The 15,391-nt window shown below is 66.5% G+C and carries 15 protein-coding genes and 2 riboswitches; of the genes, 6 read left to right on the top strand and 9 right to left on the bottom strand.

The features are described 5' to 3' along the window. Window positions 1–7 precede the first annotated feature (7 nt). Window positions 8–529 carry a sigma-70 family RNA polymerase sigma factor gene (locus tag BMY06_RS25450; RefSeq protein ID WP_065065027.1) on the bottom strand — a complete coding sequence of 174 codons (522 nt, stop codon included), beginning with the start codon at window positions 527–529 and terminating at the stop codon, window positions 8–10. 200 nt (window positions 530–729) lie between these two features. Further along, window positions 730–1,518 carry a metallophosphoesterase gene (locus BMY06_RS25445; RefSeq protein WP_080180290.1) on the bottom strand — a complete coding sequence of 263 codons (789 nt, stop codon included), beginning with the start codon at window positions 1,516–1,518 and terminating at the stop codon, window positions 730–732. Window positions 1,519–2,027: 509 nt separating this feature from the next. Here BMY06_RS25445 and BMY06_RS25440 point away from each other — a divergent pair. Both BMY06_RS25440 and BMY06_RS25435 read left to right on the top strand, forming a co-directional pair. Further along, window positions 2,028–4,460 carry a membrane-bound PQQ-dependent dehydrogenase, glucose/quinate/shikimate family gene (locus BMY06_RS25440; RefSeq protein ID WP_080180289.1) on the top strand — a complete coding sequence of 811 codons (2,433 nt, stop codon included), beginning with the start codon at window positions 2,028–2,030 and terminating at the stop codon, window positions 4,458–4,460. A 180-nt stretch (window positions 4,461–4,640) separates the two neighbouring features. Further along, complete coding sequence (locus BMY06_RS25435) at window positions 4,641–5,822, top strand: porin (RefSeq protein WP_065065025.1); 1,182 nt, start codon at window positions 4,641–4,643, stop codon at window positions 5,820–5,822. Between the two features lie 52 nt (window positions 5,823–5,874). Here the strand turns inward: BMY06_RS25435 and BMY06_RS25430 are convergent, their stop codons facing one another. Further along, window positions 5,875–6,162, bottom strand: a complete 288-nt coding sequence (locus tag BMY06_RS25430; RefSeq protein WP_065065024.1) for a DUF4148 domain-containing protein — start codon at window positions 6,160–6,162, stop codon at window positions 5,875–5,877. Window positions 6,163–6,257: 95 nt separating this feature from the next. Beyond that, window positions 6,258–7,259: a LysR substrate-binding domain-containing protein gene (locus tag BMY06_RS25425; RefSeq protein ID WP_074986004.1), complete on the bottom strand. Its 1,002-nt coding sequence runs from the start codon at window positions 7,257–7,259 to the stop codon at window positions 6,258–6,260. A gap of 105 nt (window positions 7,260–7,364) precedes the next feature. Between BMY06_RS25425 and BMY06_RS25420 the strand changes: the two genes are divergently transcribed. After that, window positions 7,365–8,663, top strand: a complete 1,299-nt coding sequence (locus tag BMY06_RS25420) for a gallate dioxygenase (RefSeq protein ID WP_074986002.1) — start codon at window positions 7,365–7,367, stop codon at window positions 8,661–8,663. A gap of 15 nt (window positions 8,664–8,678) precedes the next feature. On the opposite strand, the gene BMY06_RS25415 is transcribed toward BMY06_RS25420, so the two are convergent. The 5 genes from BMY06_RS25415 to BMY06_RS25395 all read right to left on the bottom strand — a co-directional run bounded on the left by BMY06_RS25415 (window position 8,679) and on the right by BMY06_RS25395 (window position 12,179). Continuing rightward, entirely contained in the window at window positions 8,679–9,149 is a 471-nt protein-coding gene (locus BMY06_RS25415) for a pyridoxamine 5'-phosphate oxidase family protein (RefSeq protein ID WP_074986000.1), read from the bottom strand. A gap of 90 nt (window positions 9,150–9,239) precedes the next feature. After that, on the bottom strand, window positions 9,240–10,553 hold the full coding sequence (locus BMY06_RS25410; RefSeq protein ID WP_074985998.1) for a voltage-gated chloride channel family protein: 1,314 nt from the start codon (window positions 10,551–10,553) through the stop codon (window positions 9,240–9,242). Between the two features lie 79 nt (window positions 10,554–10,632). After that, a riboswitch (Fluoride riboswitch) is annotated at window positions 10,633–10,704 on the bottom strand. A gap of 77 nt (window positions 10,705–10,781) precedes the next feature. Further along, the gene (locus BMY06_RS25405) at window positions 10,782–11,150 is read right to left on the bottom strand and encodes a DUF190 domain-containing protein (RefSeq protein ID WP_074985996.1); all 369 of its coding nucleotides are present in this window, start codon (window positions 11,148–11,150) and stop codon (window positions 10,782–10,784) included. Between the two features lie 155 nt (window positions 11,151–11,305). After that, on the bottom strand, window positions 11,306–11,638 hold the full coding sequence (locus BMY06_RS25400) for a DUF190 domain-containing protein (RefSeq protein WP_074985994.1): 333 nt from the start codon (window positions 11,636–11,638) through the stop codon (window positions 11,306–11,308). An 88-nt stretch (window positions 11,639–11,726) separates the two neighbouring features. Then, window positions 11,727–11,819, bottom strand: a riboswitch (Fluoride riboswitch). A 105-nt stretch (window positions 11,820–11,924) separates the two neighbouring features. Next, window positions 11,925–12,179 (bottom strand): DUF2934 domain-containing protein, encoded by a 255-nt coding sequence (locus BMY06_RS25395; protein ID WP_065065018.1) that lies wholly within the window; start codon window positions 12,177–12,179, stop codon window positions 11,925–11,927. Window positions 12,180–12,395: 216 nt separating this feature from the next. On the opposite strand from BMY06_RS25395, the gene BMY06_RS25390 reads away from it, so the two are divergent. The 3 genes from BMY06_RS25390 (at window position 12,396) to BMY06_RS25380 (ending at window position 15,247) form a co-directional block, all read left to right on the top strand. Next, window positions 12,396–12,650: a hypothetical protein gene (locus tag BMY06_RS25390; protein ID WP_161495542.1), complete on the top strand. Its 255-nt coding sequence runs from the start codon at window positions 12,396–12,398 to the stop codon at window positions 12,648–12,650. Between the two features lie 122 nt (window positions 12,651–12,772). Further along, window positions 12,773–13,786, top strand: a complete 1,014-nt coding sequence (locus BMY06_RS25385) for a bifunctional helix-turn-helix transcriptional regulator/GNAT family N-acetyltransferase (protein WP_065065016.1) — start codon at window positions 12,773–12,775, stop codon at window positions 13,784–13,786. A gap of 123 nt (window positions 13,787–13,909) precedes the next feature. Further along, window positions 13,910–15,247 carry a chloride channel protein gene (locus tag BMY06_RS25380; RefSeq protein WP_074985990.1) on the top strand — a complete coding sequence of 446 codons (1,338 nt, stop codon included), beginning with the start codon at window positions 13,910–13,912 and terminating at the stop codon, window positions 15,245–15,247. Window positions 15,248–15,391 lie beyond the last annotated feature (144 nt).

Here is a 15,391-nt window from a genome sequence, read left to right as displayed (position 1 = left end):
TCGTTTTTTATTCGGCGGCGACGGTCGCTTGACTGTCCGCGCCCTCGAAGGCCGTCATGCGCTGCTTGCAGGCGAGCACGCCGCGAATGATGTGTTTTTCGACCATATTGCGCGAAATACCCATGCGCGCGGCCACTTCGCTGTGGCTCAGCCCGTCGAACTTGTGCAGGACGAACGCCTCGCGGCAACGCGGCGGCAGCGCGTCGATCGCGGCGACCAGCGCCTCGGTGCGGCGCGACGATTCCCATACCTGCTCGGGCTGGCTCGACACGTGGGCGGCGGGCTCGTCGATCTCGTCCAGTTCGTCGACGACCGATTGAGCGCGGACTGTAGCACGGCGATGCGTATCGATGACGAGATTGCGCGCAGTGCGATAGAGCAAGCCGCGCGGGTCGCTGATGGTCGCGCCGGAGTCGCGCAGCGTAAGCACGCGAACGTAGCTTTCCTGGGCGATATCCGAAGCGGTGTCACCGTCTTTCACCAGCCGGGAAAGAAAACGCAACAGTTCGCGGTAATAGCGTTCGACCACTGAATCGGTATGTATTGAGCCTGTCCAATCGGTCCGGCGGCGGCAGGCGACGCAAGCGGGCGACGATTAGTTCTGAATGATAATTATTATCATTCAGTGATGGAGGGCTGGCAAGACAAATGATGCAGCGTGAATAGCGCGGCGTGGCGGCCGCGCGACGCTGAAGTGCAACGCGGTGAAAAAGTCAGGCGGACGCGCGCTTAGGCGAAGCTCGACCAGACGCGGCTCGTGCCCGCTTCGACGAGCGTGAGCTTGCCGCCGGGGCTGCACGCGCCGGTATCGATAAACATATGCGCGCCGATGCGGCGAACGTCGCGCATGGTCGTGTGACCGCAATAAGTCGTGGACAAGGCTTGCTGAGAGGGCGACACGCTGAACGCCAGATCGCGGCCCCAGAGCAGGCGGCGGCGCACGGCCGCCTCGAAATGGCCGGCGGCGAGCTGGTCGTCGTTGCCGCGGAACTCGGCGTGCAGGATATTGAAGCGCGCGTCCCCTTCCCCGACGATGCGCACGAGCGGCAGCACACGCAGCCGCGCGGCGTGCACCGCCAGTTCGCCGTCCGAGAGCGAGCACGCCCAGTCGCCGCCCACCTCGTACCAGCGTTCGCGCGGCAACCGGCCGTCGACGACCGCGCACAGCGCCTCTTCGTGATTGCCTTGCACCGCGTGAAACCAGTCGTGCTCAAGCAAGGCCAGCGCGCGTTCGCTCTGCTCTCCGCGGTCAATCAGGTCGCCCACGGAAAACAGACGGTCGCGCCCGGCGTCGAATTCGACCTCGCCGAGCAGCTGTTCGAGCGCGCTCACGCAGCCGTGCAGATCGCCGACCACGAAGTCGCGGCCGAGCAGATTCGAATCGTGCCGCACGACCTCCGGATCGGAGGATTCGGCAAACGGCGCGCCGCCCGGCTCGGCGCCGTGGCGCAGGCCGTGGATGCCAAGAAAACCCAGGCGTTTCTTGAATAGCGGTTGCGGTTGGCTGTTCGGACCCATGCTCGTCTCTCGTCGACAACGGCACATCTTATTTCAGGCCGACGGAGAAAATACGACCGACTTTGTTATATGTGTAACGAGTGGTAAGAACGGGGAAGTTGCCGAACCTTACGCGCAGCATGCGGTTTTTTAGCAGCGATTTTACGGATTTTCGCGTTCGGCGACGAGCGGCGATGTCGGCGCATGCCGGCATATATCGAACCAGGATGGATCGACGGGCGCACGAAGCTCACGATCAGGATGACTGACTAAGTCAGCCGTACAGATTCGGTCGACAAGCGATTCTCGCGACCACGACGAAAACGGCTCCCCCAATCCGACCGCGCGGCAAGCACGCGCGTGCGCGTTGTGCCATTCCCCCGACACCCTTGCGCGTTTCCCGGCAAGATTTCGATTTTAGCAATAAAATGTACCAAGTAGTTAATCTAGAAACCGGTGCGACGCTTTGTCCCTCAATGACTTGCGGAGCCTGGACCGGATGGACTTGAGCGTCACAACGAGAAAGAGCGATGTCGAAGCAACCTTCAGAATCAGATAAACAACAGATGTGCAAAGCGGCGCGCGTGGGCTTGACCCTCGCGGGCCTCGTCGGGCTCGTGCTGGGCCTGTATTTCACGATCGGCGGCGGCATGCTGATCGCGCGCGGCGGCAGCTGGTACTACCTGCTCGCCGGCCTCGCGCTCTGCGCAACGGGCGTCCAGCTCGCGCGCCGCCGCGCCAGCGCGTTCCCGATCTACCTCGTCATGCTGATCGCCACCGCGCTGTGGGCGCTGTGGGAAGTCGGCTTCGACTTCTGGCCGCTCAACACGCGCGTCTTCATGTTCTCGATGATCGGCATGCTGCTCGCGCCGCTCTGGCCGGTGCTGCGCAAGGGCGAAGGCAAGTCGCCGGCGCGCGGCGCGGCGTGGGGCATCGCGGCCCTGCTGCTGGTCGTGAACGCCGGCTTCGTGTGGGGCATGTTCGTGCCGCACGGCAAGTTCGGCGTCGAGACCGCGCCGGTCGCGGGCACCGCGGGCAAGGGCGACTGGACCGCGTACGGCCATTCGGACGGCGGCGACCGTTTCGCGGGCTACACGCAGATCACGCGCGACAACGTCAAGAATCTCCAGGTCGCATGGACCTTCCACACCGGCGACGTGCCGCTCAGCCCGGACGGCGGCGGCTCGGAAGACCAGGAAACGCCGCTGCAGGTCGGCAAGACGCTGTTCCTGTGCTCGCCGCATAACACGGTGATCGCGGTGAACGCCGCCACCGGCGTCGAGAAGTGGCGCCATGCATTCCCGACCAAGACCACGGTCTGGGTGCGCTGCCGCGGTCTCGCGTATTTCGACGCGAGCCTGCCGCTGGTGCAGCCGACGGTCGCCGGTTCGACGCCGGTCACGCCGATCGCCGCTTCGGGCGATCCGGCCGTATGCCGCCGCCGCATCTACATGAACACGATCGACGCCAAGCTCGTCGCGCTCGACGCCGACACCGGCAAGCTGTGCGACGACTTCGGCGATCACGGCATCGTCGACCTGAAGGCGGGTCTGGGCAAGGCCAAGAGCCCGCTGTACCAGCTCACCTCGGCGCCGACCGTCGCGGGCACGACCGTGGTCGTGGGCGGCCGCGTGGCCGACAACGTCTCGCTCGACATGCCGGGCGGCGTGATCCGCGGCTTCGACGTGATGTCGGGCAAGATGAAGTGGGCGTTCGATCCGGGCCAGCCGGAAGACCACGCCGCACCGGCCACCGGCAAGACCTTCACGCGTTCGACGCCGAACGTGTGGGCGCCGATGACCTACGACGCGACCTCGAACACCGTCTACATGCCGGTCGGCAACGCGGCGATCGACCTGTGGGGCGTCAAGCGCACCGCGCTCGACGAAAAGTACGGCGGCTCGATCCTCGCGCTCGACGCCACCACCGGCGCTGAAAAGTGGCACTTCCAGACCGTGCACCACGATCTGTGGGACTACGACGTGCCGATGCAGCCGACCCTGATCGACTTCCCGATGGAAGACGGCAAGAAAGTGCCGGCGCTGATCGTCGGCACCAAGATGGGCCAGCTGTTCGTGCTCGACCGCGCGACCGGCAAGCCGCTCACGAAGGTCGTCGAGCATCCGGTCAAGCCCGCGACGATTCCGAACGAGCCGTACGCGAAGACGCAGCCGCTCTCCGTGGGCATGCCGCAGATCGGCGCCGAAGTGCTCAAGGACGCCGACATGTGGGGCGTTACGCCGATCGACCAGCTGATGTGCCGCATCACCTTCCGCGGCATGCGCTACGACGGCCTGTTCACCGCGCCGGACACCGACTACGCGCTCAGCTTCCCGGGCTCGCTCGGCGGCATGAACTGGGGCGGTCTGTCGTATGACCCGAACGCCGGCATGATCTACGTGAACGACATGCGCCTCGGCCTCTGGGTGCATCTCGTGAAGGAAAAGCAGCGCGGCGGCACCTCCGACGGCAACGAAGCCGTCAACGCCGGCATGGGCGCGGTACCGCTCGGCGGCACGCCGTACTCGGTCACCAAGGACCGCTTCTTCTCGCCGCTGGGCATTCCGTGCCAGAAGCCGCCGTTCGGCAGCCTCACGGCGGTCGACCTGAAGACGCGCAGCGTCGCGTGGCAAGTGCCGCTCGGCACGGTCAAGGACACGCGTCTGTACGGCGTGCAGATGCACATGCCCACGCCGATCGGCATGCCGACCATCGGCGGTTCGCTGACGACGGGCGGCGGTCTGGTGTTCTTCGCGGCGACGCAGGACTATTACCTGCGCGCGTTCGACAGCTCGACCGGCAAGGAAGTCTGGAAGGCGCGTCTGCCGGTGGGCAGCCAGGGCACGCCGATGAGCTACACGATCGACGGCAAGCAGTACATCGTGATCTCGGCGGGCGGCGCACGCCAGTCGCCGGATCGCGGCGACTATGTGATCGCCTACGCACTGCCGGACAGCCACTAAACCCGGCCGCAGAGGCAGACAAAAAGCGGGACGTCAACGCGACTTGCCGCCCCGCTTTTAACCACTCGGTTCAAATTTGAAAACGCGCCCCCGCCGTCGATCCGACCGGCGGGGGCGCGTACGTGAAGACACCTAAAACACGACGAAGACAGCGGCCACGCAAACTTCGCGGCAACAATCATGAAAACAGAACACCTTTTCTGGAGCGGCTCGCTCCTGATGTGCGCGGCGATGCTGTCGCAAACGGCGCATGCGCAAAGCAGCCTGACGCTGTACGGCAACGTCGACGAAGCGATCTCCTACGCGAATAACCAGGGCGGTCATTCGAACGTCTACATGCGCAACGGCAACCTCTACGCCTCGAAGTTCGGCTTCAAGGGCTCGGAGGCGCTGAGCTCGACGCTCAATGCGATTTTCGATCTGCAGGAAGGTTTCGATCCGGGCACCGGCGCGCAGCAGTCGGCGGGCCTCGCGTTCAATCGCTACGCGTTCGTCGGCCTGCAGGACAGCCACCTCGGCACGCTCACGATGGGCCGCCAGTACACGCCCTACTATCTGCTCGCGGGCACGCTCGGCCCGGTCACGTACCTGACCGGCGCGACGGGCGCGCACCCCGGCGACATCGACGGTTTCGACACGGATATCCGCTCGAACAGCTCGGTGACCTACACCTCGCCGACCATCGCGGGCGTGCGCGGCAGCGTGCAATACGGCTTCGGCGGCCAGCCCGGCAGCATGCAAAGCGGCAATCTGATCAGCGCGGCGCTGCGCTACGACGGCGGCCCGCTTTCGGTCGCGGCCGGCTATCTGCGGATGGAAAACACGAGCACCTACACGGGCGGTTTCGATACGTCCGCCAGCGCGACGTTCCCGCATTCGGTCCTCAACCAGGGCTATCTGTCGGCGCGCGCGGTGCAGCACTTCGCGGCGCTGGCGACGTACACGGTCGGCAACCTGCTGTTCGGCGTGAACTACTCGAACGTGCTCTACCGTCCGGGTTCGCACTCGATGTTCACCGACACCGCCGTGTTCAACACCTACGGCGCGCTCGTCAGCTACCGCGTGAGCACGCCGTTCGAAGTGTCGGGCGGCTACAGCTACACGCGCGCGTCGGCGGCGAACGGCATTCACGACGCCGCGCGCTATCAGCAGATTTCGCTGCGCGAGCTGTATCACCTCTCGAAGCGCACCACGCTCTACACGATCCAGGCGTACCAGCACGCTTCGGGCAAGACGCTCGGCGCGAACGGCGCGGGCGACATCATCGACGCCCAGCCGGTGGTCGGCGACTCGCAGAACACCTCGCCGTCGTCAACCGCGAACCAGTTCGTCGCGATGTTCGGCGTGGCCATCGCGTTCTAAGCGACGTCATGTGCGATGCGTGCAATGCGCGCATCGCGTAACGAAGCTGCCGTCAGGTCCCGCTGACCGGACGGCATTGCGTGCGGTAATCGACGTGCAACTGCTTTTCGGCGGCTTGCAGATCGCTCGGATACACACCGTCGTCGGAGCCCGGGTCGTAACCCCGGGCCTCCAGTTCGCCGAGTTCGCGCATCAACTGTTTGTGCGTGACCTTGCCCGCGGCCACCGGCTTGAACGGGTAATCCGCACACTGTTGCGGCGTGAGACGCGGCGCGGCAAACGCGGACAGACTGCAGAACGTCGCAAGCAGCGCGACCAGGATTCGGGAGAGACGTCGCATGGCGCTATCCGCGTGTGGGCGCGGACCCGTGATGGAATGCACGCAGATTAAGCGATGCGACTCCTTCGAACGCTATCCGCCAGATGTAATTTCTTTTAGTCTTTCCCGCCGCCCTTCCCCTCGCCTCCCTGCGCCTCGCGCAGCGCCTCCATGAACGCCTGCGCCGCGTCCGACAGCGGCACGGTCGTGCGCCGCAGCATGCCGACCGGCTCGACGCCGTGCGGCGCGGGCACCTCGATGCGCGCCAGCGCGCCCGCCGCCAGTTCCTGCTCGACCACCCGCAGCGGCACGATCCACACGGCATCCGACGCCTGCACCACCGCGCGCGCCACCGCCGCCGACTGCGTCTCGACGCAACCGGGCGGCAAGGCGAGCCCGCGCGACTCGAAAAACGCCTCGGTGTGATGGCGCGGCGCGGTCTGCTCGCCCGCGATCACGAGCGGGTACGCGAGCGCGTCCTCCAGCGTGGGCGCTGCGCCCGCGCGCGCGAGCGGATGCCCGGCGCGCGCCGCCATCGCCAGCGACTCCGTATAGAGATATTCGAACGAAACGCCCTGCATCGACGCCGGTTCGGCCATGCGTCCGATCATCAGGTCGACCTCGCCCGCCTTCAGCGCACGCAGCAATTCGCTGTTCGAATCGGAGTGGATCTTCACGCCCAGTTGCGGCATGACGGCCTGCACGCGCAGAATCGCGGGCGGCAGCACGGCCGCCTCGACCGTGGGCAGCGCGCCGATCCGCACCGACTGCACGCGCGCCAGATCCTCGCGCGTCAGCGCCGACGCCGACGCCTCCACGGCGCGCCGCACATCGAGCGCGTAACGCAGAAAATGCTCGCCCGCCGCAGTGAGCGCCGCGCCGTTGCGGCCGCGTTCGACGAGCCGCGCGCCCGCCCACTGCTCCAGCTCCGCGAGCGTCTTGGACACGGCGGGCTGGCTCAGATTCAGCCGCGCGGCGGCGCGCGCGAGCGTGCGCTCCTGGGCGATCGCCACGATGCAGTTCAGATGCCGCAGACGCAGCCGCGCGGCGATCAGCGCGCGCGTGGCGGCGGGTGTTCCAGGGGCGTGATCAGGGTCGAATGAGTCGTCGAAATTCATCACCTGAGGTTATGGAAAGTCACGCTCAAAGTCAATTTACATAACCTGCACGCAAGTTTAGAGTCGGCGCATTCGCCCAAATAAACCGCCAGCAGGAGGAGACTCATGGCCACGATCGTCGGCGGCATCGCCGTTTCGCATACGCCCACCATTGGTTTCGCGCTCGACGCGCACAAACAGGACGACCCGGCCTGGGCGCCCATCTTCGCGACCTTCGAACCGGTCAAGCGCTGGCTGCGCGAGCAGAAGCCGGACGTCATCGTCTACGTCTACAACGACCACGTCACCTCGTTCTTCTTCGATCATTACTCGGCGTTCGCGCTCGGCATCGGCGAGCGCTATGAAGTCGCGGACGAAGGCGGCGGCGCGCGCGCCCTGCCCGCCATCGGCGGCGATACGCAGCTCGCGCAGCACATCGCCCGCAGCCTCGTGGCCGACGAATTCGACATGGCGTTCTTCCAGGACAAGCCGCTCGATCACGGCTTTTTCTCGCCGATGTCGGCGCTGCTCGACCACGACGCGCGGGGCTGGCCCGTGCGCGTCGTGCCGCTTCAGGTCGGCGTGCTGCAATTCCCGATTCCGAGCGCGCGCCGCTGCTTCCGGCTCGGCCAGGCGCTGCGCCGCGCGGTCGAAAGTTATCCCGAGGATCTGCGCGTCGTCGTGATGGCGACCGGCGGCCTCTCGCACCAGGTTCACGGCGAGCGCGCGGGTTTCAACAACGTGCCGTGGGACCATCAGTTCATGGACGCCATCGCGAACGACCCCGAAGCGCTCGCGGAACTCACGCACGCCGAGTACGCCGAACTGGGCGGCCTCGAAGGCGCGGAAGTCATCATGTGGCTGATCATGCGCGGCGCGCTCGCGTCCAGCGTGAAGAAGGTGCACAGCGGCTACTACCTGCCGTCGATGACGGGCATCGGTACGCTCGTGCTCGAAAACACGGCGGCGGCGCTGCCGGGCGAGGCGCAGGCGCGCCATCGCGCGCACATGGCGCGTCAGCTCGACGGCGCGCAAACGCTTACGGGCACCTATCCGTTCGATGTGGCGACGAGCGTGAAGGCGTATCGGCTCAATAAATATCTGCACGAGCTGATCGACGCATCGCATCGCCGCGCCTTCCTGGAGGATCCGGAAAGCACCTTCGAAGCCGCAGGCCTGAGCGAAGAAGAACGCGATCTGGTGCGCCGCCGCGACTGGCGCGGGCTGATCCACTACGGCGTGATTTTCTTCATGCTGGAGAAACTCGGCGCGGTGGTCGGCACCTCGAATCTGCACATTTACGCGGCCATGCGCGGCGAAGCGCTCGAAGATTTCCTCAAGACGCGCAATACGCAGGTGCTGTATTCGGTGACGGGCGACACGAAGGAAGCCGATTCGTGGTCCGAAGCGGACAAGCAGGACTAAACCGCCGCGCTGCGCTCAGATAATCGCGCGCAGCTTCGCAATCTGCTCGCGCCAGCGCGCGAGCACGCTCTCCGGTTCGTGAAGGCGATACGTCACGCCGTTGAGCACCTCGGCGTATGTCGCGCGATGTCCGTCGACCGAGACGATGCGCACGCGGAACACCGCGAGATCGAGCAGCGACTGGGCGAGTTCGCTCGCCTCGCCGCGAATTTCGAGCATCGCGCCGTCGTGGACCAGCGAGAGCGTCAGACGGCCGTCGCGCCGCAGATTGCGCGTGGTGTTCGACTGCGGCCAGATCGCGATCAGCAATTCGCTCGCGCTCAGCGCGAGGATCTCGCCGACACTCAGTTGCGCGCCGTGCGGCCAGCCGTCGGCGGCAACCGTCGAGAGGCGGATCGCCTCGCCCGTCGCCGCATCGAGATGCGTGCCGTCGAAACGCGCGCACACCGCGTCGGGCAATCTGTTGATCGCTTCCGGCTTGTCCATCGACTTCTCCTTGCTCACAGTCTCTCGCCATTTTCGCGTCTTTTGACGCGATACGCGCCGCGCCGTCAAACACCCGGCGCTTCGCTCATTTCAGTTCGCTTCGCTCGCGGCACGCGCCTCGTCGCGACGCGCGCGGCGCAGCGCCGGAATTTCCGAAAGCCGCACGCCTGCCGGCAGCAGCGGATGCTTCGCCTGCCCCACGCGTTGCGCGCGATAAATGCCCGTGTGCCCGGAAAACAGATACGCGACCACGCAGGCCAGCGCCGCGTACACGCCGATATCCGCGCCGAACAGCTCGATCGCCATGACCGTCGAGGCGATCGGCGTATTGGCCGCGCCCGCGAACACGGCGACGAAACCGAGCCCCGCCAGCACCGGCATCGGCAGCGCGAGCACGTGGCCGAGCGCGTTGCCGAGCGTCGCGCCGATATAGAACAGCGGCGTGACCTCGCCGCCCTTGAAGCCGGACGCGAGCGTGACAACCGTGAAGGCGAACTTGCCCGCGAAGTCGTAGACCGGCAGCGGCTGCTGGAACGCCTGCACGATGGTCGGAATGCCCAGCCCGAGAAACTGCGGCACGCCGAGCGCCGTCGCCGCCACCGCGACGACGGCGCCGCCCACGAAGGGCCGCGCGGGCGCCCAGGCGATCTTGCGCTTCACGAACGCGGACAACGCGTGCGTCGAATCTGCGAACAGCATGCCGACGAGACCGAACGCGATGCCCGCGACGATCGCCGACGCCAGTCCGGCCGCCGACGCGTGCGGCACGAACGGAATCGTATAAACGGTGTGCTCGATGCCCCAGAGGCGGCACACCTGATCGGCGGCCAGCGCCGACGCCACGCAGACCAGCAGCGCGTCGTAGCGCAAGCGGCCGATGGCGAGCACTTCGAGCCCGAAAATCGCGCCCGCGAGCGGCGTGCCGAACACCGACGCGAAGCCCGCCGCGATGCCGCCCATCAGCAAAATGCGGCGATCTTCGCGGCCGAGCCCGAGCAGATGCGTGATGCGGTCGGCGAGCGCGCCGCCCATCTGCACCGCCGTGCCCTCGCGCCCCGCCGAGCCGCCGAACAGATGCGTGACGACAGTCGCCGCCAGCACCAGCGGCCCCATGCGCTTGGGCACGATTTTCTGCGGATCGTGGATTTCGTCGATGAGCAGATTATTGCCGCCCTCGACCGACTGGCCGAAGCGCAGGTACACCCAGCCCGTCGCGAGACCCGCGAACGGCAAGAGCCACAGCAGCCAGGGATGCGCGACGCGCGTGCCGGTCGCGAGATCGAGTGCGAAGAGGAACACCGCCGAGGCCGTGCCCGCGAGCGCGCCGAGCACGCAGGAAAGCAGCAGCCAGCGCGCGAGGTACACGACCATCGCGAACGATTCGAGAGACTTCAGGTATTTCATTGCGATCCAGGTTTGAGTCGACGTCAAACCCGGGCGACAGGAGGCGTCGCATGGACGGCCCACGACCTCCTGCACCCAGGAACTCGTAGGCATCATCAGCGCCGCCGGGAAGCGGTGCGGTTACGGGAGGAATGCCATCTCCGAAAGTGCCGCGATTTTATGCGACAAGCCTGCGCGCCGCAACTGATCAAATTGCGGCGGATGAAGCCGTGAAGCCGGTTCGCGGACTCAGTGCGGCTTGCGCCCGAACAGCGCGAAGCGCTTCGTCGCGGCGGGCGCCGCGTGTTCGCCGATCAGACCGAACTCGACCGGCGAACGCGTGTAGAACACCTTCACCTGCGCGGCCTTGACGGCGTCGAGCAGACGCTCGGCTTCGTCCTCGGTGACGGCGAGCATGATCTGCACGGGCTGGTCGGCGAGCTTGAGCAGGTGCGCCGCGTGATGCTCGCCCGCGTGGCCGGTGCCTTGCGCGCAATGGATCACGGTCGCGCCCTGAATGCCGAGTTGCTTCGCCTCGTGCAGCAGCCATTCGCACACGGTCCGATGACCGTGGTGGCAATTCTGTTCGGTGTAGAACGTGAGCTGATAGCCGTGCATGACGCGCCTCGCCCGCGTGGCGGAATGCCTGCGGGATACGTTTCCATTCTAGTTCACCGGCCACTGCGCGGACGTTCGCGCCGGGTTCGCCAATCCGCTCTACGCGATGATCACGCCGAACCGCGCTCGTTTGCGTTTTCGCCTTGGTCGGCGCTTCAGTCGTCGCTTGCGTTCTCGCCCAGCGAGTCATATTCGATCGGCGCGCGCGTATAGAACAGACGCACGCCGGCGCCCGCAAGCTTGCCGAGCAACGCGTCGATACGCGCATCGTCGGCAATCAAGGCGATCGCCACCGATTGCTCCGCGAGCTCGAAGAAACGCGCCGCATGATAGCGCCCCTGCGTGTCGATGCCCTCGGCCACCGGGACGACCGTGGCGCCGGGAATATCGGCTTGCCGTGCTTCGTCGAGTATCCATTCGACGATGGGAAGGTGATGAACGCGATGGGTCTGGTTCGCTACGTAAATGGTCAGCTGGCTGCCTTGCATGGCTCTCTCCGACGCGTGCGCGATGGTCGATGCGCTGAACACGCTGGGCGGTGACACGCCAGGCGCAAGCCCGCGGCGTCCCGACCCAGGACTCGCAGGCATCATCAGCCGGAGCAGGAAGCAGCGCTGCCGGTCCGGCGGTTGGGGAAAATGCAGGAGGAATGCCATCTCCTGCGCACGAGTTTAGCACCCGTGCCTGGCATCCGTTCGCGCGAACGGCTCGGCTGGCAAGCGTGTACGGCGGTCGTGCGGACCGCGTCGCGCAGTCAGAAGACGAGGAAGCCGGTCAGCCGCGCCGTTTGTCGCGCGCGAGTTCGGCGGGCGGCATCACATCCGCCTCCTGAAGCGGCGCACCGGCGTGACGGCGCTTGGACGCCTGATCGGTGGCGACGTCCGACACTTCGCCCTCGGCATCGTATTCGGCGGCGACCTGCTTTTCGGCGCGGCCCCAATATTCGTCGGCCTTGCCTTCGGGCGAACCGTCGTCTTCCCAAAGCTGATACGCGCGGCGGCGGATGCGTTCTTCGCGTTCGTCGTTCATGATGGCTGACCTCCGTTGAAAGCTCGCGACCTCTCACTGCCCGTTCAGCGCAATCGCGATGCCCGCCTGCGTGCGTTGCGGCATCGCGTGGAACACGCTATACGTTGGGTTTGAGACGCGGCGTGAAGCTTCCTGAAGGACGCCACGGACGCAACGAACGCCGCCACTCCCGTTTATCGAACGCAAAGAAGGTAGAAAAATCGCATGTTTGCCGCCGTGACCACCGTTGCCCTGCTGATCGTCGCCTGGGTCCACGTGACCCTGCCGAGCTACACGGCCGGATTGCGCAAACGCGTGATCGCCCACGCGGTGCTGTTGCTCGTCGGGCTCGCGTTCGGCGTGATGTCGGCGATGCTGGCCGGACCCGCCGCGCCGCCGTGGGCCGTCATCGCCACGGGCATGGGCGTGGTGCATCTGCCCGCGCTCTGCGTGCTCGTGCTCAAACGGCTGCGCCATTCGGGGCAAAGCTAAGGCGCGCTGACGCTCATCCACGCTGCTCGACGCCACTCGACGCCCGCCGCCAATTTGCCGCTTGAATTGGTTGCGACTCGCAACTATATTGACGGTTCACACTGGTCAATGCGAGTCGCGCCATGGATTTCGTCGATGTTCCCGTCACACCCCGAGATAGCACGATTCTCGAAATACGCGATTTTTCGCGGAAATTAGTGCGCGAACTGGGCTTTATGCGCACAACACTCGCCGATAGCGACCTCGCGCCTTCGGCCGTGCACGCCGTCATCGAGATCGGCGCGACGCCCGGCATCAGCGCAAAGGATCTCGGCCAGATCCTGCGTCTCGACAAATCGAACACCAGTCGCCAGGTCGCGCGACTCGAAGCGGCCGGTTTCGTGCAGCGCACCGCCTCCACCGAAGACGCCCGCTCGTCGCTGCTGCATCTGACGCCTGCGGGCGAAACGCTGCGCCAGCGCATCGACCGCTTCGCCACCGATCAGGTCTCGCACGCACTGCGGCGCATGGTGCCGTCCGAGCAGCACGCGCTCGTGCGCTCGCTCGCCCTCTACGCCGACGCGCTCTCGCAGGACAACCCCAACCAGAAGTCCGACCCGACGTCGGATCCGAAGCCAGCCCCGAAACCCGCCGACTCCCCGCGCGACGGCGCCATCGCCGACGGCTACCGGCCAGGCTGTATCGGCGATATCGCGAGCCTGCACGCGCGGTTTTATTCGGCGCACTGGGGCTTCGGCGCGTTCTTCGAGCAGCGCGTGGCGACCGAACTGGCCGCGTTCGCGGGCGCCTTGCCCGCCACCGGCAAGGCGCTCTGGCTCTACATGGAGAACGGCCGCGCGCTGGCCTCGCTGGCCATCGACGGCGACCTGGCGACCGGCATCGCGCACCTGCGCTGGTTCATCGTCGACGACAGCCTGCGCGGCGCGGGCGTCGGGCGGCAACTGATGACGCAAGCGATGCAATTCGTCGACGACGCGGGCTTCAAGGAAACGTATTTGTGGACCTTCAAGGGCCTGCACGCGGCGCGCCATCTTTACGAATCGTTCGGATTCGGACTCGTCAGCGAAGCCGAAGGCGATCAGTGGGGCACGAAAGTCACCGAACAACGCTTTACCCGGAGCCGGCACAGCGCTTGAGCGGCGGCGTTCATGCATCAAACTCATCAATCCATCTAAATAAGTCACCACAAACATACGCGCGAGCCGGTAGCATGCGGGTTATCCCGTAATTAATAACCCGATGCCCTCAAGCAGGCTGCCATGAACGCTCGTCCCGCCACCGCCGCACCCAGCAAACCGCTCGCCTTCGCGCTCGTCACCGTGTTGACGGGCGTCGGCGCGGGACTGGGCGGCATGGCGCTCGCGCTGCTGCTGCACTTCGTCCAGCACATCTCTTACGGCTACAGCCTCGGGCAGCTCGTCGGGCACGAAAGTTTTCTCGATGGCGTGAGCGCCGCCGCACCGCTGCGGCGTCTGATCGTGCTGAGCGCATGCGGGCTCGTCGCGGGTCTCGGCTGGGCCGCGCTGTATCGCTACGGCAAGCCGCTCGTGAACATCCGCAAGGCGGTCGCCTCGGCCGATCCGCGCATGCCGTTCGTAAGCACCGTCGTGCACGCGCTGCTGCAGATCGTGACCGTGGCGCTCGGTTCGCCGCTCGGCCGCGAAGTCGCGCCGCGCGAAATCGGCTCGCTGTTCGCCGGACGCCTCGCGCATCGCGCCGGTCTCTCCAGCGACGACTGCCGCCTGATCGTGGCTTGCGGCGCGGGCGCGGGCCTCGCCGCGGTCTATAACGTGCCGCTCGGCGGCGCCGTATTCGTGCTCGAAGTGCTGCTCGGCACCTTCGCGCCGCGCGCGATGATCGCCGCGCTCGTGACCTCGACCGTCGCCGCCGTCGTCGCCTGGAGCGGCCTCGGCAACGAGCAGCAATACGTCGTGCCCGCCTTCGTGGCGAGCGCGCCGCTGCTGATCTGGGCCGCCGTCTGCGGGCCGCTGTTCGGCCTCGCCGCCTATGGCTTCGTGCAACTGACGTCGAGCGCGCGCGCCCATGCGCCGCGCGGCGTGAATCTCGTCGCGCTCTCGGTGCTGAATTTCGCGGCGATCGGCGCGCTCACGATGGTCTTTCCGCAACTCGCGGGCAACGGCAAGGGCGCGGCGTCGCTCTCGTTCGGCGGCGAACTGGGCATCGGGCTCGCGGCGGCGCTGCTCGTGCTCAAGGTGGCGATCGAGGCGTCGACGCTGCGCGCGGGCGCCGAAGGCGGCCTGCTCACGCCGGGCCTCACGAACGGCGCGCTGCTCGCGGTCGTGCTCGGCGGCGTCTGGAATCATTTCCTGCCCGGCATGGCGCCCGGCGCGTGCGCGCTGATCGGCGCGGGCGCGTTCCTCGCCGCGTCGATGCAGATGCCGCTCACCGCGATCGTGCTGATCGTCGAGTTTACGCACGCGAGCCACGACCTGCTGTTCTCGCTGCTGCTCGCCGTGGCCGGTTCGGTGCTGACCTTCCGCACGCTGCCTGCCCTGCTCGCGAAGATGTCCGCGCAAACGCCCGCGCGCAAGGCGGAAGCGCTCGTCACGCGGCAGTCGGAGCGCACGGGCGCCTGAGCGACACAGCGGGCCGCGCCACAGTTCGCACCCGCAGCGCATCGCGCAACGATCGCGCCTCGCCCGTTCGCATCGCCGCATCGGCTCACGTAATCGCGGCGCATCGGATCGCGCCCCGCGCCACGATTCTCCTTGGCAGCGCGC

It is taken from the genome of Paraburkholderia tropica (assembly GCF_900109265.1).
Classification (GTDB): domain Bacteria; phylum Pseudomonadota; class Gammaproteobacteria; order Burkholderiales; family Burkholderiaceae; genus Paraburkholderia; species Paraburkholderia tropica.
This window is presented reverse-complemented; position numbering and strand designations above follow the sequence as displayed.